Source organism: Streptomyces sp. NPDC030995 (assembly GCF_055571215.1).
Genome location: NZ_JBVIFS010000004.1, coordinates 249,609 through 274,080 on the forward strand (window position 1 = coordinate 249,609; position 24,472 = coordinate 274,080).

The 24,472-nt window shown below is 71.5% G+C and carries 23 protein-coding genes and 1 tRNA gene; 11 read left to right on the forward strand and 13 right to left on the reverse strand.

Annotation, left to right across the window (positions count from 1 at the left end; genetic code table 11):
• Positions 1–335: 335 nt before the first annotated feature.
• The 7 genes from pheA to ACZ45T_RS09590 all read right to left on the reverse strand — a co-directional run bounded on the left by pheA (position 336) and on the right by ACZ45T_RS09590 (position 7,516).
• Positions 336–1,271, reverse strand: coding sequence for a prephenate dehydratase (pheA, locus tag ACZ45T_RS09560; protein WP_468439165.1), 936 nt, complete (start codon positions 1,269–1,271; stop codon positions 336–338).
• Between the two features lie 42 nt (positions 1,272–1,313).
• Positions 1,314–2,591, reverse strand: a complete 1,278-nt coding sequence (gene efeB / locus ACZ45T_RS09565) for an iron uptake transporter deferrochelatase/peroxidase subunit (protein ID WP_468439167.1) — start codon at positions 2,589–2,591, stop codon at positions 1,314–1,316.
• A 5-nt stretch (positions 2,592–2,596) separates the two neighbouring features.
• A complete protein-coding gene (locus ACZ45T_RS09570; protein WP_468439169.1) occupies positions 2,597–4,600 on the reverse strand; it encodes a copper resistance CopC/CopD family protein in 2,004 nt (667 codons plus the stop codon).
• Between the two features lie 22 nt (positions 4,601–4,622).
• Positions 4,623–5,102 (reverse strand): copper chaperone PCu(A)C, encoded by a 480-nt coding sequence (locus ACZ45T_RS09575; protein ID WP_468439171.1) that lies wholly within the window; start codon positions 5,100–5,102, stop codon positions 4,623–4,625.
• Positions 5,099–5,752: an SCO family protein gene (locus ACZ45T_RS09580; RefSeq protein WP_468439173.1), complete on the reverse strand. Its 654-nt coding sequence runs from the start codon at positions 5,750–5,752 to the stop codon at positions 5,099–5,101. Before ACZ45T_RS09580 ends, ACZ45T_RS09575 begins: the two co-directional genes overlap by 4 nt.
• A 106-nt stretch (positions 5,753–5,858) precedes the next feature.
• Complete coding sequence (locus ACZ45T_RS09585; protein WP_468439175.1) at positions 5,859–6,560, reverse strand: YcnI family copper-binding membrane protein; 702 nt, start codon at positions 6,558–6,560, stop codon at positions 5,859–5,861.
• A gap of 110 nt (positions 6,561–6,670) precedes the next feature.
• On the reverse strand, positions 6,671–7,516 hold the full coding sequence (locus ACZ45T_RS09590) for a hypothetical protein (RefSeq protein ID WP_468439177.1): 846 nt from the start codon (positions 7,514–7,516) through the stop codon (positions 6,671–6,673).
• 212 nt (positions 7,517–7,728) lie between these two features.
• On the opposite strand from ACZ45T_RS09590, the gene ACZ45T_RS09595 reads away from it, so the two are divergent.
• Entirely contained in the window at positions 7,729–8,172 is a 444-nt protein-coding gene (locus tag ACZ45T_RS09595) for an ATP-binding protein (protein WP_468439179.1), read from the forward strand.
• A gap of 136 nt (positions 8,173–8,308) precedes the next feature.
• Here ACZ45T_RS09595 and ACZ45T_RS09600 read toward each other — a convergent pair whose 3' ends face one another.
• Both ACZ45T_RS09600 and ACZ45T_RS09605 read right to left on the reverse strand, forming a co-directional pair.
• Positions 8,309–9,775, reverse strand: coding sequence for an aminopeptidase P family protein (locus ACZ45T_RS09600; RefSeq protein ID WP_468439181.1), 1,467 nt, complete (start codon positions 9,773–9,775; stop codon positions 8,309–8,311).
• Positions 9,776–9,907: 132 nt separating this feature from the next.
• Complete coding sequence (locus ACZ45T_RS09605; RefSeq protein ID WP_468439183.1) at positions 9,908–11,461, reverse strand: PP2C family protein-serine/threonine phosphatase; 1,554 nt, start codon at positions 11,459–11,461, stop codon at positions 9,908–9,910.
• Between the two features lie 397 nt (positions 11,462–11,858).
• Between ACZ45T_RS09605 and ACZ45T_RS09610 the strand changes: the two genes are divergently transcribed.
• Together ACZ45T_RS09610 and ACZ45T_RS09615 are read left to right on the forward strand one after the other, a co-directional pair.
• Positions 11,859–12,578: a bifunctional DNA primase/polymerase gene (locus ACZ45T_RS09610; RefSeq protein ID WP_468439185.1), complete on the forward strand. Its 720-nt coding sequence runs from the start codon at positions 11,859–11,861 to the stop codon at positions 12,576–12,578.
• A 109-nt stretch (positions 12,579–12,687) separates the two neighbouring features.
• Positions 12,688–13,263: a hypothetical protein gene (locus ACZ45T_RS09615; RefSeq protein ID WP_468439187.1), complete on the forward strand. Its 576-nt coding sequence runs from the start codon at positions 12,688–12,690 to the stop codon at positions 13,261–13,263.
• 180 nt (positions 13,264–13,443) lie between these two features.
• On the opposite strand, the gene ACZ45T_RS09620 is transcribed toward ACZ45T_RS09615, so the two are convergent.
• The 3 genes from ACZ45T_RS09620 to ACZ45T_RS09630 form a co-directional block, all read right to left on the reverse strand.
• Positions 13,444–14,418 carry a DUF5926 family protein gene (locus ACZ45T_RS09620; protein WP_468439189.1) on the reverse strand — a complete coding sequence of 325 codons (975 nt, stop codon included), beginning with the start codon at positions 14,416–14,418 and terminating at the stop codon, positions 13,444–13,446.
• A 181-nt stretch (positions 14,419–14,599) separates the two neighbouring features.
• Entirely contained in the window at positions 14,600–15,115 is a 516-nt protein-coding gene (locus tag ACZ45T_RS09625) for an ATP-binding protein (RefSeq protein ID WP_468439191.1), read from the reverse strand.
• A gap of 171 nt (positions 15,116–15,286) precedes the next feature.
• Positions 15,287–16,075 carry a glycerophosphodiester phosphodiesterase gene (locus ACZ45T_RS09630; RefSeq protein ID WP_468439405.1) on the reverse strand — a complete coding sequence of 263 codons (789 nt, stop codon included), beginning with the start codon at positions 16,073–16,075 and terminating at the stop codon, positions 15,287–15,289.
• A gap of 248 nt (positions 16,076–16,323) precedes the next feature.
• Here ACZ45T_RS09630 and ACZ45T_RS09635 point away from each other — a divergent pair, with 248 nt between their 5' ends.
• The 6 genes from ACZ45T_RS09635 (at position 16,324) to ACZ45T_RS09660 (ending at position 21,942) form a co-directional block, all read left to right on the forward strand.
• Positions 16,324–17,856 (forward strand): S1C family serine protease, encoded by a 1,533-nt coding sequence (locus tag ACZ45T_RS09635; protein WP_468439193.1) that lies wholly within the window; start codon positions 16,324–16,326, stop codon positions 17,854–17,856.
• 88 nt (positions 17,857–17,944) lie between these two features.
• Positions 17,945–18,850 (forward strand): LysR family transcriptional regulator, encoded by a 906-nt coding sequence (locus ACZ45T_RS09640; RefSeq protein WP_468439195.1) that lies wholly within the window; start codon positions 17,945–17,947, stop codon positions 18,848–18,850.
• A gap of 79 nt (positions 18,851–18,929) precedes the next feature.
• Complete coding sequence (locus ACZ45T_RS09645) at positions 18,930–19,478, forward strand: cysteine dioxygenase family protein (RefSeq protein ID WP_468439197.1); 549 nt, start codon at positions 18,930–18,932, stop codon at positions 19,476–19,478.
• Complete coding sequence (locus tag ACZ45T_RS09650; protein ID WP_468439199.1) at positions 19,478–20,524, forward strand: YeiH family protein; 1,047 nt, start codon at positions 19,478–19,480, stop codon at positions 20,522–20,524. Before ACZ45T_RS09645 ends, ACZ45T_RS09650 begins: the two co-directional genes overlap by 1 nt.
• A 198-nt stretch (positions 20,525–20,722) precedes the next feature.
• The gene (locus tag ACZ45T_RS09655; RefSeq protein ID WP_468439201.1) at positions 20,723–21,688 is read left to right on the forward strand and encodes a trypsin-like serine peptidase; all 966 of its coding nucleotides are present in this window, start codon (positions 20,723–20,725) and stop codon (positions 21,686–21,688) included.
• Between the two features lie 166 nt (positions 21,689–21,854).
• Positions 21,855–21,942, forward strand: a tRNA-Ser gene (locus tag ACZ45T_RS09660).
• A gap of 71 nt (positions 21,943–22,013) precedes the next feature.
• Here ACZ45T_RS09660 and ACZ45T_RS09665 read toward each other — a convergent pair.
• A complete protein-coding gene (locus ACZ45T_RS09665; protein ID WP_468439203.1) occupies positions 22,014–22,574 on the reverse strand; it encodes a hypothetical protein in 561 nt (186 codons plus the stop codon).
• Positions 22,575–23,119: 545 nt separating this feature from the next.
• On the opposite strand from ACZ45T_RS09665, the gene ACZ45T_RS09670 reads away from it, so the two are divergent.
• Together ACZ45T_RS09670 and ACZ45T_RS09675 are read left to right on the forward strand one after the other, a co-directional pair.
• Positions 23,120–23,524, forward strand: coding sequence for a DUF6344 domain-containing protein (locus tag ACZ45T_RS09670; RefSeq protein WP_468439205.1), 405 nt, complete (start codon positions 23,120–23,122; stop codon positions 23,522–23,524).
• Between the two features lie 563 nt (positions 23,525–24,087).
• Positions 24,088–24,399 carry a hypothetical protein gene (locus ACZ45T_RS09675; protein ID WP_468439207.1) on the forward strand — a complete coding sequence of 104 codons (312 nt, stop codon included), beginning with the start codon at positions 24,088–24,090 and terminating at the stop codon, positions 24,397–24,399.
• Positions 24,400–24,472 lie beyond the last annotated feature (73 nt).

Consider the following 24,472-nt stretch of genomic DNA (forward strand, 5'->3'; position numbering starts at 1 on the left):
CCGGAGGCTGTTCCTTGTCCACAGGAATTCCTGTGGACCGCATCTTATCCACAGGCTGTGCGCCGCATCTGTGGACACAGGAATAGATCATTCCTGACCGGTGGGTGGTCGAGATGAATCAGGGCTCAAACCACCCTCACACACTCATTCGGGTGGGAATGACTCGCCCCAAAGAGTTGATCCGCGATACGGGGGTGACGCCGTTCACCTTCCGCTCCCCAGCGCGAAACCTGGGCCCTCAGACCGATTTGTCGACCTTGTCAGGCCGCTCTGTCGACTTGTCCCCAGGTCTGCATCTCGCCCTGTGGATAACTCTGTGGACAGTGGACGAGGCCCTACGCCCGGCCGTCGAGGCAGCGAGCCAGCCAGTCGGAGGCGGCCGTGAAGTCGCCGTCGGCGGTTCCCGCCCGAGGCGCCCGGACATCACTCTGAGCGACACCCGCCCGCGGGTAGGAGCCGAGGAAGCGGACCTGCGGGCAGGTCCGCTTGAGGCCCATGAGCGCCTCGCTGACCCGCCGGTCGGAGATGTGGCCCTCGGCGTCGACGGCGAAGCAGTAGTTCCCGATGCCCTGTCCGGTCGGACGGGACTGGATGAGCATCAGGTTGACCCCGCGGACCGCGAACTCCTGGAGGAGCTCCAGCAGCGCACCGGGGTGGTCGTCGCCGAGCCACAGCACCACGGAGGTCTTGTCGGCGCCGGTCGGCGCGGCAGGCCGGGCCGGGCGTCCCACCAGTACGAACCGGGTCTCGGCGTTCTCCGCGTCGTGGATCTCGGTCACCAGCGGGACCAGCCCGTAGGTGGCGGCGGCGAACTCGCCCGCGAAGGCGGCGTCGAAGCGGCCCTCCTGGACCAGCCGGGCGCCGTCGGCGTTCGAGGCGGCCGACTCCCACACCGCGTCGGGCAGGTTCGCGCGCAGCCAGTTGCGCACCTGCGGCTGGGCGACCGGGTGCCCGGTGACCGTCTTGACGTCCGACAGGGCGGTACCGGGCCGCACGAGCAGCGCGAACGCGATGGGCAGCAGCACCTCGCGGTAGATCATCAGCGGCTCGCCCGAGGCCAGCTCGTCGAGGGTGGCGGTGACCCCGCCCTCCACCGAGTTCTCGATCGGGACGAGGGCGGCAGCGGCCTCGCCGTTGCGCACGGCGTCCAGGGCCGCCGGAACGGACACCATCGGGACGAGCTCCCGGGTGGCGGCTTCCGGGAGCGTACGCAGGGCGGCTTCGGTGAAGGTGCCCTCGGGACCGAGATACGTGAAGCGGGTGGCCGACATGCGGTCAGCCTAATGCCGGGGTGCCCGCCCCCGGGGAGCCGTTCACCCTTCGAGCAGCCGCTGTCCCACGTACTCCCCGCTGCGCGGGCCGGGCGGAACCGCGTACAGGCCGCTGGACTCGTGCCGGATGAACTCCGACAGCGCGTCGCCGCGGTCGAGCTTGCGCTGTACGGGGACGAACCCGCGCAGCGGATCGGCCTGCCAGCAGACGAAGAGGAGGCCGGCGTCGGGAGCGCCGTCGGGGCCGATCCCGTCGTGGAAGGAGAAGGGGCGCCGCAGCATGGCGGCCCCGCCGTTCTGCTCGGGGGCGGAGATCCGGGCGTGGGCGTTGGACGGGATGACGGGCTTGCCGTCGGCGCCGATCTTGTCGAGCGCCAACTCGGTGGTCTCGCCGCCTCCGGTCAGCGGGGCGCCGGTGGCCTTGGTCCGGCCGATGACCTGCTCCTGCTGCGCGAGGGACTGCTTGTCCCAGTCGTCGAGGAGCATGCGGATGCGCCGGACGACGGCGTACGAGCCCCCCGCCATCCAGGCGTGCTCGGCGGGCCCCGGCCCGGCGCCGGGGACGAAGATCCGCTTGTCGAAGTCGGGCTCCGAGGGCTTCGGGTTGCCGGTGCCGTCGACCTGGCCGAAGAGGTTGCGGGCGGTCATCGGGGTGCCGGTGGCTCCGGGGGACCGGTTGAAGCCGTTCATCTGCCAGCGGACGCGGGCGGCGTCCCCCGCGTCCTTCTGCAGGGCACGCAGGGCGTGGAAGGCGACGAGGCCGTCGTTCGCGCCGATCTGGACCCACAGGTCGCCGTTGCTGCGCTGGGCGTCGAGCCGGTCGGAGGAGAAGTCCGGCAGCGGGTCGAGGGCCGCGGGGCGGCGGGCGGTGAGGCCGGTGCGCTCGAAGAAGGAGTGGCCGAAGCCGAAGGTCACGGTGAGGGAGGACGGCCCGGCGTCGAGGGCGATCCCGCTGTCGGCGGCCGCGGCGGGCTCGCCCGCCATGAGCCGGCGGGCGGTGTCGGACCAGCGTCGCAGCAGCGCGGCGGCCTCCGTACGGCCCGCCCCGGCGGCGAGATCGAAGGCGACGAGGTGGCCTTTGGCCTGCAGGGGCGTGGTGATGCCCGCCTGGTGGTCCCCGTGGAAGGCCACCTGGGTGGCGCCGAGGGTGGACAGGCTTCCGGCGGCGCCTGCTGTGGAGCCGCTCCCGGAGTCGGTGAACGCGGAGTGCGCGAGGGCGCCGCCTGCGGCGCCGAGCGCGAGCCCGGCGGCGCCTGCGGCGCCGACGGTGCCCAGCAGCCGTCGCCGGGAGATCTCGATGTCGGGGTTGCTCTCGGTCACGCTGTTCAGCCGATCTTCACGGTCTTTTGGACGGTGGTCTGGTCGATGTCGGAGGTGCGGACGGTCACGTCGATGCGCCATTCGCCCGCGAGCGGCAACTGGACGCCGGACGCGGTCCAGTGCCCGGGGGCGGCCAGGTCGGGGACGACCGGCAGGGGGCCGACGTCCTTGGCGGGGAGGGTGAAGGCGACCTTGACCTCGGGAAGGTCGAAGGGCTTGCCGTCGCCGGAGTCGGCCCAGAGGTGCAGGGTGTTGGCGCCGACCCGGCCCGGGTCGAGTTCGAGCCGGATGGAGCCCTTGCCGTTCTGGCCGCCGGTGTCGAACGGCAGGGTGATCTTGACGGCGCGGTCGGGGACGGCGGTGGCGGCGGAACCGCGGCCCGCCTCCTGCTCCACGGTGCGCCCGGGCTCGGTGCTGGTGAGGACCGTGGCGACGGCGAGCAGGACCACCGCGATCCCGGCCTCCGCGAGGACGGAGCGGCGCAGTCCGGCGCGGTCCGGGTCGGCGTCGCGGACCTGCTTCTCGCGGGCGCTCTCGCGGGCGGCACGCTGCCGGGCGAGCTGGGCGGCGCGCTCGGGGTCCGCCGGCACGGTGACGGGCTCTGTTTCACGTGAAACATCGGAGCCCGTTTCACGTGAAACATCCTCCGACGCGCCCGACTTCGCGCCCGACTTCGCGTCCGGCCCGCCGGTCCCGGCCGAGCCCGCAGGGGCATCGGCCAGCCGTGCGGTCCACTTCCGGGACAGGTAGCCGAGGCCGATGAGGACGGCGACCAGGGCGACCTTCACGAGCAGCAGCCGCCCGTAGTCGGTGCCGGTGAGGGCGGACCAGCTGCCCACCTGGCGCCAGGACTGGTAGACGCCGGTGACGGCGAGCACCAGGACGCTGCCGAAGGCGACCTTGGAGAAGCGCCGGACGGCCGCGCGCTCGATCCCGGGCACCTTGTGGAGGGCGACGAGCAGGGCGGCGAGACCGCCGAGCCAGGTGGCGACGGCCAGCAGGTGCAGGATGTCGGCGGGCATGGCGAGGCCGGGCTGGATGCCGGTGGACGCGTGCTCGGAGAGGGCCCAGGTGGCGGCGATGCCGCCGGACACCACGGCGCCCCCGATGGCCAGGCCGAAGGTCAGGTCGTTGGTGTCCTTGGCCTCCTCGGCGCTTTCGGGTCCGGAGGCCTCGGCGTCGTGCAGGCGGCGCGCGTACACGCCGAAGAGGACCGCGATGAAGAGGGCGGCGGCGCCCAGCAGGAGCAGCCGCGAGATCAGTGAGGCGCCGGTCTTGGTCTCCAGGACGGCCCTGAGGCCGTCGAGGTCGAACGCGTCGGCGAACTTCCCGGACCCCGTGTAGGGGGTACGGAGCACGAGCATCGCGAGCGTGGCGGCGGTCAGGGTGACCCAGGCGCGCACGACGAGCTTCTGCAGCGGCCGTTCGGCGGCGCCCCGGCGCCAGCACAGCAGGATGAAGGCGGAGCCGCCCACGAGGACGGTGAAGCCGGCGTAGGCGGCGTAGCGGGCGATCCCGTACGCGATGCCGACGGGTCCGCCGCCCGCCTGCGCGGTGGGGAGGGTGACCTCGGTGGCCGAGGGCTCGCCGATGGAGAAGGTGAAGGCGCCGGAGATCGGGTGGCTGTCGGCCGAGACCGCCTGCCAGGCGACGGTGTAGGTGCCGTTGGGCAGGCCGGTGTGCAGGGCGGTGCCGTAGCGGATGGTGTTCCCGCTGCACATGTCGCGCAGCTCGCCGGTGTCCACGCGTTTGCCCCGGGGGTCGAGGACGCGGATGGAGTCGTCGCCCAGGGCGACCTGCTCCGAGAAGGAGAGCGTGACCTGGGCGGGCGCCGTGGCGACCACCGCCCCGTCCTTGGGGTCGCTCGCGGTGAGGGCGGCGTGCGCCGTGGCCGGTGCGGCCGCGGTGAACAGGGTTGCCAGCAGGGCTGCGAGGACCAGCGCGAGCCGTGGCAGGACTGCCGTGGCACGGACGCGGGCCGTGGAAGGGGCGGGGGCGGTGGCCGTCATGGCGTGTCAGTTCCTCGGTCCGTCAGTGGCCGTTGCCAGCCGTGGATGTCGGAGCCTGCGCGTTGTACGTCCGTTCCTTCACGTCCAGCTCGACCTTGACGGGGCCGGCCTTCTCGAAGCGGAGCTCCACAGTGATCTTGTCGCCGACCTGCGGCGTGCTCTTGAGGCCCATGAACATGATGTGGTTGCCGCCGCGCTCCAGCTTGAGTTCGCCGTTCGCGGGCACGTCCATCGACTGGACCTGCTGCATCTTCTGGTCCTTGGTCTCGTGGATCTGGAGATCGTCGGAGAGCGAGGAGGTGGCGCCGGTGAGCTTGTCGGCGGTCGCCGAGTCGTTCTTGATGACCATGAAGCCGCCGGCCATCTTGTCGTTCACGGGCTGGGGCATGAAGGCGCCGCTGACGGTCATCTTCGGCTTGCTGTCGCCCGAGCAGCCGGATATGGCGAGCGCTGCCGTCAGGGAGAGGGCGGCGGCGAGGGTGCGGGTGGTGCGGGCGTTCACGGGTTCTCTCCCTTGATGAGCTTCGGCAGGTCCTTGGTGTAGTCGTCGACGGTGGTGCCCTCGCCGTAGAGGACGTAGCCCTCGTCGGTCGTGGGCGAGAACGCGATGACCTGGGCGCCGTGCATGGAGACGACGCCGCCGTCGGCCTCCTTCTTGGCGGCCTCGATGCCGATGCCGAGCGTGCGTGCGGCGGCCTGGATGGTGGCGAAGTCCCCGGTGAGTCCGATGAAGGACGGGTCCTGGGACTTGAGCCACGCGCCGAGGGACTCGGGAGTGTCCCGTTCGGGGTCGGTGGTGACGAAGACGACCCGGAGGTTGTCCTGGTCGGCCTTGGGGAGCGACTTCTTGGCGACGGCGATGTTGCTCATCGTCAGAGGGCACACGTCGGGGCAGTTGGTGTAGCCGAAGTAGATGAGCGTCGGCTTGCCCTTGGTCTGCTCGCGCAGGTTCCACGGCTTGCCGGTGGTGTCCGTGAGGACGAGCTCCGGCTTGTTGAAGGGGCGGTCCAGCACGGTCGCGGCCTTGGCGTTGTCGTGGCCGCCGGAGATCTGGGTGACCGAGCCGGTCTTGACGGGTTCACCACCGCAGGCGGTGAGGGTGAGTGCGGCCGCCGCGAGAAGGGCGGCGACCGTCACACGTGTGGTGCGCATGGAGAGATGTCCCTGGGATCGGGGAGTTACTGGATGTACCGGATGTGCGAAGCGACGGCGCCCACAGGGCAGGCGCGCGCGAGGCAGGTCAGGCAGGTCAGGCAGGTCAGGCGGAACGGCGACGCGAGGCGAAGCCGAAGGCGACCCCGCCGAGTCCGATGACGATGCCGGCGATGCCGAGGGCGCGCGCCGTGGTGTCGGAGCCGTGCTCGGACGCGGCGTCCTTGTCGGCGTTCTTCGCCTCGTCGCCCTTGGCGCCGGCGCCGTGCTGGTCCTCGCCCTTCGCGGCGGTCAGCTTCAGGACGGGCGCCGGGTTCTGCGGTTCCGCGGCGCCTTCCTTGGTCTCCTCGATCCACCGGACGACCTCGCCGTTGTCGTAGGTCTGGATCGACTTGAAGACCATCTGGTCGACGTTCTCGGGCAGCTTGCCCACGGAGAGCGGGAACTGCTGGAACTTGCCGGGCTCGATCTTTCCGCCGGTCCACGTGACCTTGGTGACGGCCTCGGTGACCTGCCTGCCGTGCACCGTGAGCGGCTTGTCGAGCTTGCTCTTCTCGACCGTCACGGTCCAGCCGGGAATGTCCTGCGGCATGACGGACGAGAGCGGCTGGTCGATCGGGAAGTTGACCTCCAGCTGGGTGGTCGACGCGTTGTCGCGCTCGTTCGGGACCTTGAAGTTGATCGTCGTGTAGCCGCCCTTGGTGGCCTCGCCGGGCTGGACGCCGACGTGGGCGAACGCGGTGCCGGAGAGGACGAGGACGGTGCCGGCGGCGAGGGCGGCGGCGAAGGAGACGCGAGAGGTCTTCATGGCAGAAACACTCCACGGAAGCAGTGACGGCGGTGGCTCCGCGCACGGGCGCGCGCGGAGTTCGCGGCACCGGCGCTCCCGCTGTGTGTCCCGGGGAGGAGGGTGCCGCGTCAGGCTGCGAGGGCGAGGGCCGTGGGCGGCCCGCGCCTGATCACCGTGTGCTGGAGTGCGTCCCGGCCGGTGCGGGCCGCGGGCTCGCAGCCGGTCCGCAGGGCCCGCGAGGTCCGGGTGGGCGTGCCGGGGAGCCCGGCGCCGAGGACGCGTACGAAGGCCAGTGCGGCGCGCAGCGGGCGGATCGGGGCGGCTTCGGCGGCGGAGAGCCGGGAGAGTTCGACGAGCCGGAAGAGCGCGGCGTCCCCGCGGCCCAGCAGCCAGCCGGCGGCGAGCGCGGCCAGCAGGTGGCCGAGCAGCATGGCCGGGCTGAACAGGCCGGTCGCGGGTGCCGCGGTGGCGGTCTGGGCCAGGTGGGCGTGCACGCCGTGGCCCTGCGCGGCGAGCTGCCCGGCCTCACCGGCCTGTGCGGCCTGCTGGGCCAGGGCGGCCGGGTCCAGGCCGGCGGCCTCCAGGATCCGCCGGGCGTCGGCCGGGCTGAGCGGTACGGAGTTGCCCCCGCACACCAGTTGGGCGGCGAGCGCCGCGAGCGAGCTGTCGGTGGCTCCTGCCGGTGCCTGCGCGGCCGCGGCGCCGTGCTGGCCGAGTCCGAACAGCGCGTGCAGGGCGAGTTGTCCGGCGGTGAGCCCGGCGGCGATGCCGGGCAGCGTGCGACGGCGTCCCGCGAGCGGGGCCGCGACGGCGAAGACGGCGAGGAAGCCGATGCAGAGTGACCACCAGGGCACGGTGGCGCAGGACGCCAGCGCGTGCCCGGCCGCGGACAGCACGACACAGACCGCGGTGAACACCGCGGCCCGGATCAGCCGGAGGCCGGCTCCGGCGTGCGTCGCGTGGGGGTCAGACATGGCCGGGTCATCATCGCACTGCGCTTAGGCCCTTCATACGGCAGGTCCTAAAGGTCCACTTGAGTCCCCTCTGCGAAGACGGTCCGCATCGGGGCCGGGACGCGCCGCGTACACCGCCCTCCGGGAGAGCCGCATCGGCCGAACGAGGGCAATCGGTTCCCGGACGGCCGCACGGCGCTTACGGCCGGTCGCGGGCGGCAATACGTAACCGTATGAGCATCTGGTGGTCTCTCCACTTGAGGCGCGACGCCGCGAGCGTGCCGCTCGCCAGGCGACTGCTGCTGGGGACGATGGAGACCGTGGGGGTGGACCCGGACATCTCCTTCGATCTCTCGGTGGCGCTGAGCGAGGCGTGCGCGAACGCCGTGGAGCACGGTGGCGGCGGCGAGATCCCGGACGAGACCGAGGCGTACCACGTCACGGCCTATCTGGACGGGGACTGCTGCCGCATCGAGGTGACCGATTCCGGGCCGGGATTCCCGCCCTCGACGGTGGCCCGCCGTAGACCCTCCCTGGCCGAACACGGCCGGGGCCTGGACCTGATCGCGGAGCTCGCCGACCACGTCCGTTTTCGCAACCGGCCGGGGCGCGGCGCGGTGGTGAGCTTCGACAAGATGCTGAAGTGGCGCGAGGACGCGCTCCTGAAGGTGTCGTAGCGAGGCGACGCATCAAAGTGCGTTGGCGAGCGCCGTGGCCAGCGGCCGTGCAAACGGCCGTGGCTACGCCGATGGGCGGGACCCGTGAAGGATCCCGCCCACCCGAACGTACGAGCCAGAGGTACAGGCCGAGGCGTCAGCCCTTGAGGCGCGCCATCCAGGCCTCGACCTCGTCCGAGGTGCGGGGCAGCCCGGCCGACATGTTCCGGTTGCCGTCCTCGGTGACCAGGATGTCGTCCTCGATCCGGACGCCGATGCCCCGGTACTCCTCGGGCACGGTCAGGTCGTCGGCCTGGAAGTACAGACCCGGCTCGACGGTGAGGCACATGCCCGGCTCCAGCGTGCCGTCGACGTACGCCTCGGTGCGCGCGGCGGCGCAGTCGTGGACGTCCATGCCGAGCATGTGGCCGGTGCCGTGGAGGGTCCAGCGGCGCTGCAGGCCGAGCTCCAGGACGCGCTCGACGGGGCCTTCCAGCAGGCCCCACTCGACGAGCTTCTCGGCCAGCACGTGCTGCGAGGCGTCGTGGAAGTCGCGGAACTTCGCGCCCGGCTTGACGGCGGCGATGCCGGCTTCCTGGGACTCGTAGACCGCGTCGTAGATCTTGCGCTGGATGTCGGTGTACGTGCCGTTGATCGGCAGCGTGCGCGTGACGTCGGCGGTGTAGAGGGTGTGGGTCTCCACGCCGGCGTCGAGCAGCAGCAGGTCGCCGGAGCGGACGTCGCCGTCGTTGCGGACCCAGTGCAGGGTGCAGGCGTGCGGGCCGGCGGCGCAGATGGAGCCGTAGCCGACGTCGTTGCCCTCGACGCGGGCGCGCAGGAAGAAGGTGCCCTCGATGTAGCGCTCGGAGGTGGCCTCGGCCTTGTCGAGGACCTTCACGACGTCCTCGAAGCCGCGGACGGTGGAGTCGACGGCCTTCTGCAGCTCGCCGATCTCGAAGGCGTCCTTCACGGCGCGGGCCTCGGAGAGGTAGACGCGCAGCTCCTCGTCGCGCTCCTTGGTCACCTTGTCGGTGAGGGCGGACTCGATGAGGGAGTCGTGGCCGCGGACGGCCCGGACCGGGCCCTCGGCCTCGGTGAGGGCCGCGGCGAGCTCGCGGACGTCCTGGGCGGGGATGCCCAGGAGCTGCTCGGCCTCGGTGAGGGAGTGGCGGCGGCCGACCCACAGCTCGCCCTGGCCGGACAGCCAGAACTCGCCGTTCTCCCGGTCGGAGCGCGGCAGCAGGTAGACGGTGGCCTTGTGGCCGGTCGGCCCGGTGGGCTCCAGGACCAGGACGCCGTTCTCGGTCTGGTCGCCGGTGAGGTACGCGTACTCGGTCGAGGCGCGGAAGGGGTACTCGGTGTCGTTCGAGCGGGTCTTCAGACGGCCCGCGGGGACGACGAGGCGCTCGCCGGGGAAGCGCGCGGACAGCGCGGCGCGGCGGGCGGCGGTGTGCGCGGCCTGCGCGATGGGCTCCAGCCCGTGCAGCTCGGTGTCGGCCCAGCCGGTGCGCATGTTCTCGGCGAGCTCGTCGCTGACGCCCGGGTACAGACCGTTCTTGCGCTGCTTGTGCGTCTTCTTGGGCTGCTCTTCTTCCGGGGTCTCCGGGGTGAGCTCGTCAGCCACGTCTTCTCCTCAGCTACGACCGTACGGACCTGGGTGTGGACCGCATCCATCGTAGGCGTGTGCGGATGTGCGTGTTTCGTATCGTGCGTTTTGTCACGATCGCCCCGGTGCGATCGACGCACGTGCCCGGGCTCACTCGAACCGGGCGGCGAGCAGCACGATGTCCTCGGGGGCGTCGGTCGGCTCCCCGTCGGGCAGCACGGTCCGCAGGATGTGGTCGCAGAGGGCGGCCGGGTCGTCGCGGACGCTACGGGGCACCCCCGCGGCCGCCGCGTGCAGCCGGGCGTAGGCCCGGTCCATCGGGTCGCCGGTGTGGTGCAGCAGCCCGTCGGTGTACAGCAGCACCGTTTCTCCGGGCGCGGGTTCGATCTCCACGCTCGGCGCCTCCCAGCAGGACAGCATGCCGAGCGGGGCGGAGAGGGAGGTCTCCACGTACTCGGTGCGGCGCTCGCCGATGAGGAGCGGCGGGGTGTGCCCGGCGCCCGCGAGGATGATCTTGGCTCCCTGGCCCTCGGCGTGCGGGCCCCCCGCGGGTTCGCAGTAGGCGAAGAGGGCGGTGGCCGAGCGCGCCGGCTCGGTCAGGCGCAGCAGCAGTTCCAGGTCGGACAGGACCGCTACGGGGTCCTCGCCCTCCATGACGGCGTAGGCGCGCAGCGATGCGCGCAGCCGCCCCATCGCGGCGACGGCGCTCGGCCCCGATCCGGTGACGGAGCCGACGGCCAGCCCCAGGGCGCCCTCGGGCAGCGGCAGGGCGTCGTACCAGTCGCCGCCGCCGCGCGGCCCCGTGTGGTGGCGGGCCGCGAGCTGGACTCCGGGGATCCGGGGGAGCCGGCTGGGCAGCAGTTCCTCGGCGACGGTGGCCAGGCGCGTGCGGGAGCGCTCCACCTCCAGCATCCGGGCCAGGTGCTCGGCGGCGTGCCGCACGTACAGCCCGGCGAGGTCGCGCTGGCGGTCGCTCGGCTCGGCCTGCTCGTCGTAGAGCCAGACGGCCGCGCCGAGCCGGCCGGTGGCTTCGGCGGTCAGCGGGAGCGCGTAGCTGGCGGCGTAGCCGAGGCGGGCGGCAACCTCGCGGTGGCGGGGGTCGACGGGGGCGGCGAAACCCCCGGTGCCGGGGGGTGCGTCCGGCTCGGGGAGGACCTCGGAGCCGCCTTCGGCGTCGGGGAGCCCGTCGAGGATGCGTCCGTAGGAGGTCGCGCTGCGCGGCACGGTCTCGATGTGGCCGAGTTCGGCGTGGCCCAGGCCGAGGCCGATCGTGCAGGTGGGGCCGAGCCCGTCGGAGGGCTCCAGGACGATCAGGCCGCGGCGGGCGCCGACGAGTGCGGCTCCGGCGCGCAGGAACTCGTGGAGGGAGCTGTCGAGGTCACTGGTGCGGGCGAGGCGCTCGGTGAGCTCGTGGAGGGTGGTGAGGTCCGAGACCATGCCCGCCAGCCGGTCCTGGATGAGGCTGCCCGGGCCGGGTGGAGGGGCCGGTGCGGGGGTGGTCCGGGCGGGCGTGGGCGCCGCAGTGTGCGGCGACACCGTGACTGCTGGATCGATTCCAGCCACTTTCGGCAGATGCGGGGCGCTCATGGCGTCCGCCTTTCCACCTGGTGCGATTCGCCAAATAGCATCGCAAACCCCCAGATCGTGCTGCGCCGCCATCAAGGAATCCACATCTACACGCACACGTGGATGCATGTCCAGCATTGCCCAGGTGGGAATCCTGGTGTCCGTGGGACGGCAACTCACTGTCGAGCCAAGGCTAGAACTTGGCCGGAAAAAGCTGGAAGCAGTCGGTTTTTAAGGTCGACTGGGCGGGTGCCGCAGGGGGGTCGGGTACGTATTCGGTGGTGCCGGGGGTCAGTTGGCGCCGCCGGGAACCACCCGACACGGGCCGTCGTCCTTAGCGCCGGCAGCCGGTCTCGGCCGTCGGAGCGGGTCGCGCTGCACCCCCGCCGGACGTTTGACGGACCCGTAAGAAAACTGCACGAACCGTGTGAACCTGCTTCTGGCGGACAGTGACGCGAAACCTGTACGTGTGGTGAGACACCGGTTACATGGTGTGATGTGGCCCTCGACGTTCAACGGAAAGGAACGAGCGCTCATGCGCGAGATCCTCGGAAGGCGTCTCCAGCGGCTCCGCGATCGCTTTCAATCCCTGCGCCCCGCCCCGCGACAGGGCGGCGGCTCGGCCGCTCTCCTCGAAGCGGCGCTCACCTGCGCCACCACCTGGCAGTGGCCCGTCCTGCCCGGCGTCGGCCGGTCCGCCACGGACGCCTCGCGATGCGCCTGCCCCGACCCCGACTGCGTCGTTCCCGGCGCGCACCCCTTCGACCCGGGTCTGCTCGCCGCCACCACCGACCCCCGGATGGTGGCCTGGTGGTGGACCAACCGGCCCACCGCCCCCGTTCTGATGGCGACCGGCGGGGCCGCCCCGTGCGCGGTGAGCCTGCCGGCCGCCGCGGCCGCGCGGGCCCTCCTACGACTGGACGCGCAAGGCATGCGGCTCGGGCCGATCGTGGCCACGCCGACCCGCTGGTCGCTGCTGGTGGCGCCGTACTCGCTGGAGCGGCTCGGCGAACTCCTGTACGCGAAGGACCACGTGCCCTCCTCGCTGCGCTTCCACGGCGAGGGTGGTTACTTGTTGCTGCCGCCCTCCGCCGCGTCCAGCGGGGGCCAGGTGCGCTGGGAACGGGAGCCGCGGGCGAAGTCGCTGCCGCAGGGTGCCGGCACGCTCTGGCTGCCCGAGGTCGAGGCGGTCGTGGACGCGCTGGTCGAGGCGAGCAGCGGCGCGCCCGGTGGCGGCAGCAGGCTCGCGTACTGACCTGACGGGCGCCGGCGGATCACTCGTACGGGTGCCAGCGGGACGAGTTTCCAAGGGAATTGGGCGCGGGGATCTCCGCGCCCCATTCCCGCATCGCTATCTTCGGCGAATGAATCTCCGCCTGATCGGTATCGGCGCCGGTGTGCTGATCATCTTGTCGCTCCCGCTCACCGGAGCGATCGCCGGGCCGGATTTTGCCGGTCAGGATGACGGAAAGGGCGGCGGCCTGTTCTCGACGCTCGGGCTTTCGGACTCTTCTCGTCCCTCTCCTACGTCGCCTCCGCGCTCGGCGGAGGCGACATCCGGGCCCGAGCGGCCCGGCCAGGCCGAGCAGCCCCGTACGGATTCCCGCTGCGGACCCGAACTGTCCTCGCCGCACGGCGTGGAGGCGCAAACCTGCGTGCTGGTGGCCGAAGGCCGGACGTGGGGCCGGAGTTACTACCGCAACACCAGTGGTCACGCCCTGGATGCGGTGCTGACGATGATGGGGCCGGCCGGGCGCACGGTGCAGATCCGGTGCGCGGTCGGTGCGGGTGACGAGCCGGGCCTGTGCGAGACGCCGAAGGAGACCTCGGCAGGGGATCCGGACAGTTACTCGGCCGTTGCGGAATTTGCAGTTCCGGATGATGAAGGCGAGTTGCTGTTGCGGTCCGGGAGCAACTCTCCGGCACCGGGTGACGGTTGAGTACCGCCGGAAATGGAAGGGCCCGGTCGCTGGCGACGGGGGATGCACCAGCGACCGGGCTACAAGAACGGTAACAAGAGATCGCCTGTACGCAAATTCGATCTCTGATATTCAGACACCGATTTGCAGACGATTAGCGGGAGTTGTGACTCCGGTCACCGGCTCCGCGCGTGCGCGCGGTCAGCTGAGGGTCACCTGGCGGTTGGTGAGTCCGCCGCGCGCCCGGCGCTCCTCCGTGGTCAGCGGGGCGTCCGTGGCCAGGGCCCCGGCGAGGCGCTCCGCGAACTGTGCCGCGGGCTTCTCCACGTCGTCGGCCGTGACCCCGGTGGGCAGGTCCCAGACCGGGACCATCAGGCCGTGGGCGCGGAAGGAACCGACGAGCTTCGTGCCCTCTCCGAGCGAGGACGTACCGGCCGCGTGCAGCCGGGCGAGGGCGTCGAGCAGCTTCTCCTCGGGGTGCGGCATGACCCAGCGCAGGTGGTTCTTCTCCGGGGTCTCGCACCAGTAGGCGGCGTCCACGCCGGTCAGCTTGACGGTGGGAATGGCGGCCGCGTTGGCGCGCTCCAGCGAGGCGGCGATCTCCGGGGAGGCGTTCTGCTCGCCCTCGGATTCCGGAATCCAGAATTCGAAGCCGCTGTGCACAACAGGCTCGAAACCGCCGTCGGCGTCCAGGAGATCCTGAAGGCGCGGACCCTCGGCGGGAACCCGTCGCGCGGGGATCGGGGTGCCCGGTTCGGCCGCGAGCGCACGCTCCAGGGTGTCGGCCATGTCGCGGCCGAGGTCCCCGGTGGACGAGTCGTTCTGCAGGCCGAGCAGGACGGACCCGTCCTCGCGGCGCAGCGCCGGCCAGGCCATGGGAAGTACGGTCACCAGCGTGACCGAGGGGACGCCCTCGGGCAGACCGCCCTTGAGGGACAGCGGGACGGTGGCCGCGGGCACCAGCTCGCGCAGCGCGACCCAGTCGCACTCGCCCGGCAGGCCCTCGAAGGGGCGCTGGACGTGCTCGGTGACGGCGTGCGCGGCGGCTGCGCCGTGGCAGGCCTTGTAGCGGCGCCCGGATCCGCAGGGGCAGGGCTCGCGGGCACCCACGACGGGGATCTCACCGTTGTTGAGCTGCGGCTTTGCGGTCTTGGCTACGGGGCGCTTCTTGGCCATCGTGGGTGTCTCCCGGTTGCGGCGGTACGGCGTCGTGTCTGGGCGCGAGCCTAGCCGTTCGTACCGCCGGAACCGGTGGGGTGCGGCCGGGAGCACGGTCGGCGTGCGCTCCCGGACGGCCGCTTGTACGGATGACCGGAACTGCTGTGCTGTTGTGTCGTCCTGCAGGGATCGGGATCCTTCAGGGATCCAGGTCGTCGAAGGCCGTGCTGAAGTCGATCGCCGGGGGCGCAACGCGCGTAGCGAAATCCTCGTGCCGGGGCCCACAGGCAACGATCACCCACACCGTGACCTCACCCGCCGCTCCGTCCCGGACACCCCAGTCCTGGGCAAGGGCGCTGATGATGTTCAGCCCCCGGCCGCCGCGTGCGGTGACCGAAGGCGTGGCAGGAACCGGGCGGGTGGGACCGCCCCCGTCCGTGACCTCGACCGTCAGCCGTCCCGCTCTGTCGACGCGCCATGCGGCGCGTATCTCCCCGTCCCCGACTTCCCGCGCGCCCAAGGGCCTGCCGTGTCGGCAGGCGTTGCTGAGCAGTTCGGAAAGGATCAGTACGGCATCGTCCACGACCGATTCGGGCACCCCGCTGATACGCAATTGTTCGCGCATCCGGTGTCGCGCCTCACCCACGCCCGCAGGACCATGGCGTACGTCCATGCACGACGACGTGGGCACTTCCTGTGCCACCACCAACGCCACCCCCGGAACCTCCTTAGCCCCACGCATGGTCTGGATGCCCCAATGGCCTGGACCGGAAACCGCCGTAGCGGACCCCTCTGACGCATTCATGCCGAACGAATGCGGAGCGGATGCGCCGGTGCACACCCTGTTACAGGCGAGTTGGGAGTGGCGGGTGCGCAAAAGGGGACGTCAGCGCCCCAGTTGGGACAGAACTTGACGCGGTCTGTTCGTGATGATCGCTTCCACACCCAGATCAGCGCAGAGCTGAACGTCTTCCGGCTCGTTCACTGTCCATACGTGTACGGAGTGCCCCGCGCCCTGGAGCTTGCGGATGAAGCCGGGGTGGTTGCGCACGATCCGCATCCCGGGACCGGCGATCGTCACGCCGGCCGGCAGGCGCCCGTCCCGCATCCGGGGCGAGATGAACTGCATCAGGTACACGGTGGGGATCGTCGGGGCCGCCGCCCGCACCCGGTGCAGGGAGCGCGCCGAGAAGCTCATGACCCGGACCGGGTGCGGACCCTCGGTGGGCGGGGCGTCCAGCCCGAAGCGCTTGAGCAGGAAGAGGAGGCGCTCTTCCACCTGTCCGGCCCAGCGGGTCGGATGCTTCGTCTCGATCGCGAGCTGCACCGGACGGCCGGCGTCGGAGATCAGCTCCAGGAGCCGCTCCAGGGTGAGGACGGACGTGCGCTCGGGGTCCGCGTCCCAGTCGGGGGACTCCTCGCGGTCCTTCCAGGAGCCGAAGTCCAGGGCGGCGAGATCGGCCAGCTCCAGGGCGGAGACGGCGCCGCGGCCGTTGGACGTGCGGTTCACCCGGCGGTCGTGGACCAGGACCAGATGGCCGTCGGCGGTGAGCCGGACATCGCATTCGAGGGCGTCGGCGCCGTCCTCGATGGCCTTGCGGTAGGCGGCCAGGGTGTGCTCGGGGGCATCCTCCGAGGCGCCGCGGTGGGCGACGACCTGGATGGTGCGCGGCATTGCGTGGGTCACCGGGTCATGGTGCCACCGAGAGGGCCCCGGGCGTCGAGGGCGAGTGCTGCAGGTGCGTCCTAAATGCCGGATATAAAGAATGGGAGGAGATGCACAGGTCCGGCTTACAGTGCTCTGACGGGTCATGGGAAAGGCTTTGCCCAGGAACTTGTGCGGCACGTCGAACGTTCACTCGGACCGATTGCCAGCGATGTGACAGAGATTTCTGAAGCCGTGTGTGACGAGGAGAGAGCGCTGTGAGCACCGAGAACGAGGGCACCGCGGCCCCGACACCCCCCGCGGCCCCGTCCGTACCCCCTGCTCCGGCCCCCGAGACGCAGGCCGGTGGACCGCAGGCCGATGCACCGAAGGACGTGGCACCGCAGGCACCGGCCGCGGCACCCGCCGCCGAGCCCGTGACCCAGCAGCTTCCGCCGACGCCCGCGCCCGGTACCGAGCCGACGCAGCAGATCCCGCCCACTCCTCCCACCCCGGCGGCCCCGGCGCCGGCGCCGGCCTACGGTCACGCCCCGGCCCCCGCCCAGGCCGCACACGGAGCCGAGGGCTGGCCGCCCCCGCCGCCCGCAGTGCCGGCGTACGGTGCGGGCGGCGGCCACGGTGGCGGCGCCTGGGGCGTTCCCCTGACCGCAGACGGCTCCCCGGCGCCCAAGCCGAAGGGCAAGGGCGGCCTGATCGCGGGCGTGCTCGTGGCGGCCCTCATCGCGGGCGGCATCGGCGGCGGCGTGGGCTACTGGGCCGCCGAGCGCAGCGACAACGGCACCGGCTCGACCACGATCAGCGCCGGCAACACCCCCAAGGACCTCAAGCGCGAGGCCGGCTCCATCGCGGGCCTGGCCGCGGGCGCGCTGCCCAGCGTGGTCACCATCGAGGCCTCGGCCGGTGACGGCGAGGGCGGCACCGGCACCGGGTTCGTCTACGACCAGCAGGGCCACATCCTCACCAACAACCACGTGGTGGCCTCCGCCGCGAACGGCGGCAAGCTCTTCGCGACCTTCTCCGACGGCAAGAAGTACGACGCCGAGGTAGTGGGCCGCGCCCAGGGCTACGACGTCGCGGTCCTCAAGCTGAAGAACCCGCCCGCCGGCCTCAAGCCGCTGCCGCTGGGCGACTCCGACAAGGTCGCGGTCGGCGACCCGACCATCGCCATCGGCGCCCCCTTCGGCCTGTCGAACACGGTCACGACCGGCATCGTCAGCGCCAAGAACCGCCCGGTCGCCTCCGGCGACGGCTCGGGCAGCAAGAACTCGTACATGAGCGCGCTCCAGACGGACGCCTCGATCAACCCGGGCAACTCCGGTGGTCCGCTGCTCGACGGACGCGGCGCGGTCATCGGCATCAACTCCGCGATCCAGTCGGCCGGCAACGGCGGCTTCGGCGGCGGCCAGGCCGGTTCCATCGGCCTCGGCTTCGCCATCCCGATCAACCAGGCCAAGAACGTGGCCGAGTCGCTGATCAAGACGGGCAAGCCGGTCTACCCGGTGATCTCGGTCTCCGTGGACCTCCAGGCCAAGACCGAGGGCGCCAAGATCTCCGAGCAGGGCGCGGCCGCCAACGAGCTGGTCGACCCCAACGGTCCGGCCGGCAAGGCGGGCCTCAAGCCCGGCGACGTCATCACCGAGTTCGGCGGCAAGCCGGTCGACAGCGGCCCGACCCTGATCAGCCTGATCTGGACGCACAAGCCCGGCGACACCGTGAAGCTGACCTACCTGCGGGGCGGGAAGCCGACCACCGTCGACATCACGCTCGGCTCGCGGGTCGGCGACAAGTAGGACCGCGGTAGAGCGGTGGCCTGATGGACAGGGGCCGTAGGCGGGATTCCGCCTACGGCCCCTCCCAATGTCCGCTTATGCTTCATTGGTGTTCGACTCCCGGCACATACGGACGTTCCACGAGGTGGTCGCCTCCGGGTCGTACTCGGCGGCCGCCCGCATGCTGGGGTACACCCAGCCCGCCATCACCCAGCAGATGAAGGCGCTCGAACGCGCCGTCGGGACCCCGCTGTTCACCCGAGTGGGCCGCAAGATGCAGCTCACCGAGGCCGGGGAGTCCCTCTCCCGGCACGCCGAGGCCATCCTCGGCAGCCTCTCCGCCGCCGAGGCCCAGCTGAAGGCCTACGCGCGCCTGCGCACCGGGCGGGTCCGGCTGTGCGGCTTCCCCAGTGCCAACGTCACCCTCGTACCGGAAGCCCTGAGCTGCCTGGCCAAGGACCATCCGGGCGTACAGGTGGAGCTGCTGGAGGGGGAGCCCCCCGATTCGCTGCGCCGGCTGGAGCGCGGGGAGTGCGACATCACGCTGGCCTTCACCTATCCCGGGCTCCACGAGGAGATCCCGGAGGAAGTCGCCGAGGTCAGGCTGCTGGAAGACCAGCTGACGGTGCTGCTGCCGACCGGGCATCCACTGGCCCGGCGCCGCGCCGTCCACCTGGCCGACCTCGCCGAGGAGCAGTGGATCGCTGGCTGCCCGCGCTGCCGGGCGAACCTGCTGCACGAGTGCGCGGAGCTGGGCTTCGTCCCCGACATCCGCTTCGCCACCGACGACAACCTGGTGGTGCAGAGCCTGGTCGCGCAGGGGCTGGGCGTGGCGATGATGCCCGCGCTGGTGCTCCCCTCCCTCTCGCTGAGCAAGGTCTGCGGCCGGGCGCTCCAGCCCGCCGCCCGCCGGCACATCGCCGCCTACGTCTACCGCGACCATCTGCGGGTCCCGGCGACCGGCGTGGTGCTCAACGCCCTGAAGCAGGCGGCGGCGAACCGGGTCGGCTGCTGACCAATCCATAAGCGGTGCTTGGGATTTCAGGTCATAACTGTCGTTAGACGTGATGGAACGACGGCAGCACGCTGCGAACATGACGACCACCATTCCGGCCCGCACCACCACGAGGATGGCCGCCCTCGTCAACGAGATCCGCACGGTCGTGGAGCGGGGACTGGCTCCCGATCTCACCGCGTACCTGGTGGGTGAACGGCTCGCCCCGCATCTGGGGGCGCCCGACCTCCTGACGCCCGCGCAGCGGGAGGGCGACCCGGAGCGGTACCGGCAGCACATCCTGCACGCCGAGTCCGACGGCAGCTTCTCGGTGGTGGCGCTGGTGTGGCTGCCCGGGCAGGAGACCTGCATCCACGACCACGTGTCGTGGTGCGTGGCCGGGGTGCACCAGGGCGAGGAGAGCGAACGCCGCTTCCGGCTCGCCCCCGGCGCGGGCCCCGCCCGGCTGGTCGCCACCGAGGACGTGGTCAACGCGCAGGGCGAGGTCTGCGGGTTCGCCCCGCCCGGTGACATCCACAAGGTGCGCAACTCCTGTGACACCAAGGCGATATCCGTGCACGTGTACGGCGCCGACGTGTCCCGCCTGGGCACCAGCATCCGTCGCGTCTACACGCTCCCCGTCGACTGATGGCACTCCTCCACCGCCCGCAGGGCGCGGCGGTCCGCCATGTTTCACGTGAAACATCCACCCCCTGGCCCGGGTTGGCGATGGCCGCGGGCGGAGCGCTCGCGGCATGGTGCATCCACCGCCTCGTGCCCGCCGTGCCGATGCTGACCGCGTCGGTGGTGCTGGGCATCGCGGTGGCGCACCTGCCGGGCGTACGGACCTTCGTACGGGGAACCGCGCGCCCGGGCCTGTCCCTGGCGGGTCGCCGGCTGATGCGGATCGGCATCGTGCTGCTGGGCCTGGGGCTGGGCCTGGACCAGGTGCTCAGGCTCGGCTGGGCCACGGTGGCCATGGTCGCCGGCGTGGTCGCGGCCACCTTCTTCGGCACCGTCTGGCTGGGCCGTCGGCTGGGACTCCCAGGGGATCAGCCGCTGTTGATCGCCACGGGGTACTCGATCTGCGGGGCCTCGGCGATCGGCGCGGTGAGCGAGGTGTCGGGCAGCGACGAGGAGGACGTGGCCGCCTCGGTGGCCCTGGTCACCCTCTGCGGCACGCTCGCCATCGCGGTCCTGCCCCTCCTCCAGGGGCCGCTGGGCCTCTCCGACCCGGCCTTCGGGCGGTGGGTCGGTGCCAGCGTCCACGACGTCGGCCAGGTGGTGGCCACCGCGCAGACCGCGGGCCCGGGCGCACTGGGTGAGGCGGTGCTGGTCAAGCTGATGCGGGTGGCGCTGCTCGCCCCGCTGGTGGCGGCCGTGGCCTTCTCCGTACGGGCCCGGCGGCGCGGGGTGCGCACGGCCTCGGGGCGCCGGCCGGCTCCGGTACCGCTGTTCGTGGCCGGGTTCCTGGCCGCGGCCGCACTGCGCGCCACGGGGGCGCTGCCCGACGTGGCGCTGGAGTGGGCGCACACCGCGCAGGAGGCCCTGCTGGCGGCGGCCCTGTTCGGCCTGGGGAGCGCGGTGCACCTGCCGACGCTGGCCCGGACCGGCGGGCGGGCGGCGGCGCTGGGTCTGGGGGCGTGGGTGGTGGTGGCGGGGGCCTCGTACGCGGGCGTGGTGCTCACCGTATGACGGCGCAACGGCGGGGAGTTGGCCATTTCCTGGCCGGAACCGACCGAACGTTCTGACTGCCCGCTGACATTGACGCACAGCCGTGCCACTCTGCCCCGGCAAGCAACGCACAGCCGATCCGCACCGACCGTTCTTCACCCCCACCCTGCCCTGGTCCGACCGACAGGACCGGACCGGGCACGGCAGAAGGAGTCATGCGTGAATCGTCATCGCACGGCCTTGTCCGTCCTCCTCTCGGCAGGTGCCCTCGTTGCGGGCGCCCTGACGGCGGCCACCCCCTCGACCGCGGCGGAGACCCCCGCGTCGTTCCGGCAGCAGCACACCCAGGGCTTCTGGACCGCTGAGCGGATGCGGGGAGCCACCCCGCTCGACGTGACGGCGGTCCCGGGTGCGGCCCGCACCCCGGTCGCCGCCTCGGCGGCGCCCACCAGCATCGCCCCGACCCCTGCCGCGTCCTTCACCGCTGCGGCGTCCCCCACCGCGTTCCCGCAGGCGGGCGGTGCCTGGACGGGCGGCGGCGCGGTCGTGAGGACCTCGGGCCGGGTCTTCTTCACCATGGGCGACCGGACGGCATCCTGCTCCGGCGACTCGGTCACCAGCGCCAACGGCAGTACGGTCATCACGGCCGGCCACTGCGTGAAGTACCAGGGAGCCTGGCACACCAACTGGGTGTTCGTCCCCGCCTACAACAACGGGTCCGCACCCTACGGCCAGTGGTCGGCCACCAAGACCTTCGCCACCGACCAGTGGGCCGCGAGCGAGGACATGAACATGGACGTCGGCCTCGCCGTCGTCGCCCCGCTGAACGGCCAGACCCTCAGCCAGGCCGTCGGCGCCCAGGGGATCCTCTTCAACGGTGGCTACAACAAGAAGATGTACTCCTTCGGCTTCCCCGCGGCAGCCCCGTACGACGGTACGAAACTGGTCTACTGCAGCGGCAACAGCGGCAAGGACTTCCTGCTGACCAAGGACCACGGCCTGGCCTGCAACATGACCGGCGGCTCCAGCGGCGGCCCCTGGTTCCAGGACTTCAACGAGGCCACGGGCCTGGGCACCCAGGTCTCGGTGAACAGCTTCGGCTACACCTTCCTGCCGAACCGGATGTACGGCCCGTACTTCGGCAATGAGGCGAAGGCGGCCTACGACAAGGCCCAGGCGTCCTGACCGGATGGCGGGGAGCCCGGCGAGCAGGGCTCCCCGCCATCGCCCGCGGCCGGTGGGCAGCACGCGCAGGCGCCGGCGGAAATGGCAACGGTGGATCAACAGCGCCCCGAGCAGCGGCGCCAGCCGGTACTCTGGACCCGCTCCGCCGCTGGTCGGCAGGGGCAAGGGTGGGTTGCCCGAGCGGCCTAAGGGAACGGTCTTGAAAACCGTCGTGGCGCGAGTCACCGTGGGTTCAAATCCCACACCCACCGCCACAGCCGGGCCAAGGCCCAGCTCAGAAGGGGTGTCACCGGATCGGTGGCACCCCTTCCGTATGCGAACCGCCTCAGGCTCGGTCGCCTTGGCCGAGCTCCGGCTGTTGCCAGGACCGCGGCCAGTTGCCGGACGGTGGGGGCGGTCCCGCGATCCCGAGGTCGCGTCGTGCGCACGCGTAGAACGCGTCACGCGCCTGGCTCACCTTCTTCTCCGCGCTTGCCCACCCGGCAGGGTCGTCCTTCAGTCCCCGCGCGTACAACTCGACGTTCCATACGGCTTCATGCCATGTGCGAGCTGCTCCGATCGCTTCGGCGTCCCCCACGAGCAGCACGGATTCCCACTCGGCTGCGCGCCGTGACTCGGCCTCGGCGAGCTGTGCCAGGCCTTCGTCGGGATCCAGGGGATCCGCCACGTTCGCGAAGCCTCTGGCGGCCCCGATGCGCTGCGCGATGCGTATCTGATCTTTCAGGGTGGCCGCATAGCTCGCGTAGGAGTGGAACCTCTTCTCATCCCAGCGTTCGGCTCTCGCCCGTCGCCAGCGGCTCCGCTCCGTGAGGCTGGCCACCGCATACGAGCCAACCGCTCCGACGACAACGCCGATCAGCGCCGGAAAGTGATCCCATAACGCCATCGATCCCCCCTCTGCGAGCACAGACAGTCGACAGCACCATGCCGTGCCCGAGAGCCCCGGGGGAAGGTGCCGTGTCCGTCAGCGTCCGTTCGTGTCGCCGCCCTCGCGGCGCCTGCGGTTGCGGCGGCCGAGGGTTCCCGCCAGAGCGATCAGGCCGCCTGTGAGCGCGCCGGACACCAGGATGCGCAGGAGGTCTCCGTGGGGACCAGCCGCACCCGATACGGAGAGGCCGCCTCCTCCCAATAACCGGCTAGCTGTGCACGAACGGGCGCAACCGGGGAGGCCACGGGCGGGTCACCCGCCACCGAGGGCCCACCCGGGTCATCTCGACTCCCCGACCGGCCACGCCTGTGCTTGCCACCACCGGCATGTCCGTCTCTGCCTCCCGTGGCCCCAGTCTGCCGCCACGTCCTTCCTCTTGGGCCTTACGGGTGGTGTTTGTCGGAAGATCGGCGCGGGTGGTGGGGTGTCTCGGGTTGCGACCACATCATGACGAATGTATGCAGATCCGCCCGTCGGAACATCGCGAAATGAGGCACCCCGCCATGGCTCACCGCAGCACCCTCACGTCGATCTGGACCTCCGTCCTCGCCGCCCTCGTCGCTCTGCTCGGCTCCCTCGGTCTCGCCCGGAAGGCGGCCCCGGTCGCCGCCTCCGTCTCGGCTCCCGCCGCTCCGGCCACCGCCCAGCGCCGGCCGGCCGTCGCGGCACGACGGACCTGGCGGGCGATGATGCGGGGTGGTTCGCTCCCGCCGACCATCAAGCAGCGGATCCGGGCCGAGGCCCACGGCAAGACGCCGTCCGTCCGGCGCTCGACCACCGCCGCGGCCATGGGCGCCGCTCAGGGAACCGCTGCCCTGGCGCTGACCTCGCTCGGAGCCGCCGCCGACGTACCTGCTGCCGCATACGCTGCCGCACCCGCCCGGGAAGCGCTGGCGCTCGCCGCGTAGTCCCGTAGTCCCGTAGTCCCGTAGTCCCGTAGACGCAGGCGTAGTCGTAGGGTCCGGTTCGCAGGCGTACGCGCCGCCGCCGGGCAGAAGTAGCAGCAGCAGGAGCAGAAGCAGGCGCTGGAGCCCGGTCCGTCGTGACCGTGGATCGCGCCGCGTGGTGCCCCCGGAGCGGGGCACGGATGGACTGCCCCGGCGCACGCCGTGAGCGTGCAGGGGCGTGAAGCTTGGCATTGCAGGGCCGCAGGCCCGGGAGACGGTGGGGTTCCCGGACGGCGCGGCCCTTTTCGGCATGTCCGGGGCGAGGCGGTCTGGCGGAACGCTTCAGCCCTTGTGTGACAGGGGTTTCAACAGGGTCCAGTGTGCTGGCCTGGGGCTTCGGGGGCGCGAATGAGGTTTATCCGATGTTGGTCATACTTGCGGGGGAATCGGTGACTCCGGGGTGGTTCGCCGGGGATTCGGTGGGCAACTCTGGTCTCGCGACGTCGTCACCACACGGAACGACCGGGGCGGTCGGCCAACTGCCTTGGAGCAAGTCCCACTTCGGTTTTCTGGAGGATAAAGACATGGCAAGCATCCGTACCGCCCGCGTCATCGCCGCCGTCGCCGCTCTCCCCCTCGCTGTCGCGCTCTTCGGCGGGGTGGCCTCGGCCGACAACGGCGCCTTCGCGAACGACGGATCGAATGCGAGCGTCGCCAGCATCATCGGCAGCGGCGTGGGCGGCGACAACCACGGCAACTCCTCCACCTCGCAGCAGGTGGCCACCGGCTCCGGTGCGTCCAACCAGAACAACACCGCCCAGGTCAACGGGTCGGCCTTCACCGCGCTCGACCAGTCCAACTCGAACGTGGAGCTCAACTTCCACCCCTGGTGGTAGCGCGGCCTGAGCCGCTCCGACTGTTGAGGGCGTCTGTGCGACCGGACCGGCTGGGGTCCGGTGGCGCGGGCGC

What these genes read in the sequence shown, in the direction of transcription:
- pheA (WP_468439165.1), bottom strand. Translation starts at nt 1,271, where the DNA reads ATGTCGGCCACCCGCTTCACGTATCTCGGTCCCGAGGGCACCTTCACC.
- ACZ45T_RS09570 (WP_468439169.1), bottom strand. Translation starts at nt 4,600, where the DNA reads ATGACGGCCACCGCCCCCGCCCCTTCCACGGCCCGCGTCCGTGCCACG.
- ACZ45T_RS09580 (WP_468439173.1), bottom strand. Translation starts at nt 5,752, where the DNA reads ATGCGCACCACACGTGTGACGGTCGCCGCCCTTCTCGCGGCGGCCGCA.
- ACZ45T_RS09585 (WP_468439175.1), bottom strand. Translation starts at nt 6,560, where the DNA reads ATGAAGACCTCTCGCGTCTCCTTCGCCGCCGCCCTCGCCGCCGGCACC.
- ACZ45T_RS09590 (WP_468439177.1), bottom strand. Translation starts at nt 7,516, where the DNA reads ATGTCTGACCCCCACGCGACGCACGCCGGAGCCGGCCTCCGGCTGATC.
- ACZ45T_RS09595 (WP_468439179.1), top strand. Translation starts at nt 7,729, where the DNA reads ATGAGCATCTGGTGGTCTCTCCACTTGAGGCGCGACGCCGCGAGCGTG.
- ACZ45T_RS09605 (WP_468439183.1), bottom strand. Translation starts at nt 11,461, where the DNA reads ATGCTGGACATGCATCCACGTGTGCGTGTAGATGTGGATTCCTTGATG.
- ACZ45T_RS09610 (WP_468439185.1), top strand. Translation starts at nt 11,859, where the DNA reads ATGCGCGAGATCCTCGGAAGGCGTCTCCAGCGGCTCCGCGATCGCTTT.
- ACZ45T_RS09615 (WP_468439187.1), top strand. Translation starts at nt 12,688, where the DNA reads ATGAATCTCCGCCTGATCGGTATCGGCGCCGGTGTGCTGATCATCTTG.
- ACZ45T_RS09620 (WP_468439189.1), bottom strand. Translation starts at nt 14,418, where the DNA reads ATGGCCAAGAAGCGCCCCGTAGCCAAGACCGCAAAGCCGCAGCTCAAC.
- ACZ45T_RS09630 (WP_468439405.1), bottom strand. Translation starts at nt 16,075, where the DNA reads ATGCCGCGCACCATCCAGGTCGTCGCCCACCGCGGCGCCTCGGAGGAT.
- ACZ45T_RS09645 (WP_468439197.1), top strand. Translation starts at nt 18,930, where the DNA reads ATGACGACCACCATTCCGGCCCGCACCACCACGAGGATGGCCGCCCTC.
- ACZ45T_RS09650 (WP_468439199.1), top strand. Translation starts at nt 19,478, where the DNA reads ATGGCACTCCTCCACCGCCCGCAGGGCGCGGCGGTCCGCCATGTTTCA.
- ACZ45T_RS09665 (WP_468439203.1), bottom strand. Translation starts at nt 22,574, where the DNA reads ATGGCGTTATGGGATCACTTTCCGGCGCTGATCGGCGTTGTCGTCGGA.
- ACZ45T_RS09670 (WP_468439205.1), top strand. Translation starts at nt 23,120, where the DNA reads ATGGCTCACCGCAGCACCCTCACGTCGATCTGGACCTCCGTCCTCGCC.
- ACZ45T_RS09675 (WP_468439207.1), top strand. Translation starts at nt 24,088, where the DNA reads ATGGCAAGCATCCGTACCGCCCGCGTCATCGCCGCCGTCGCCGCTCTC.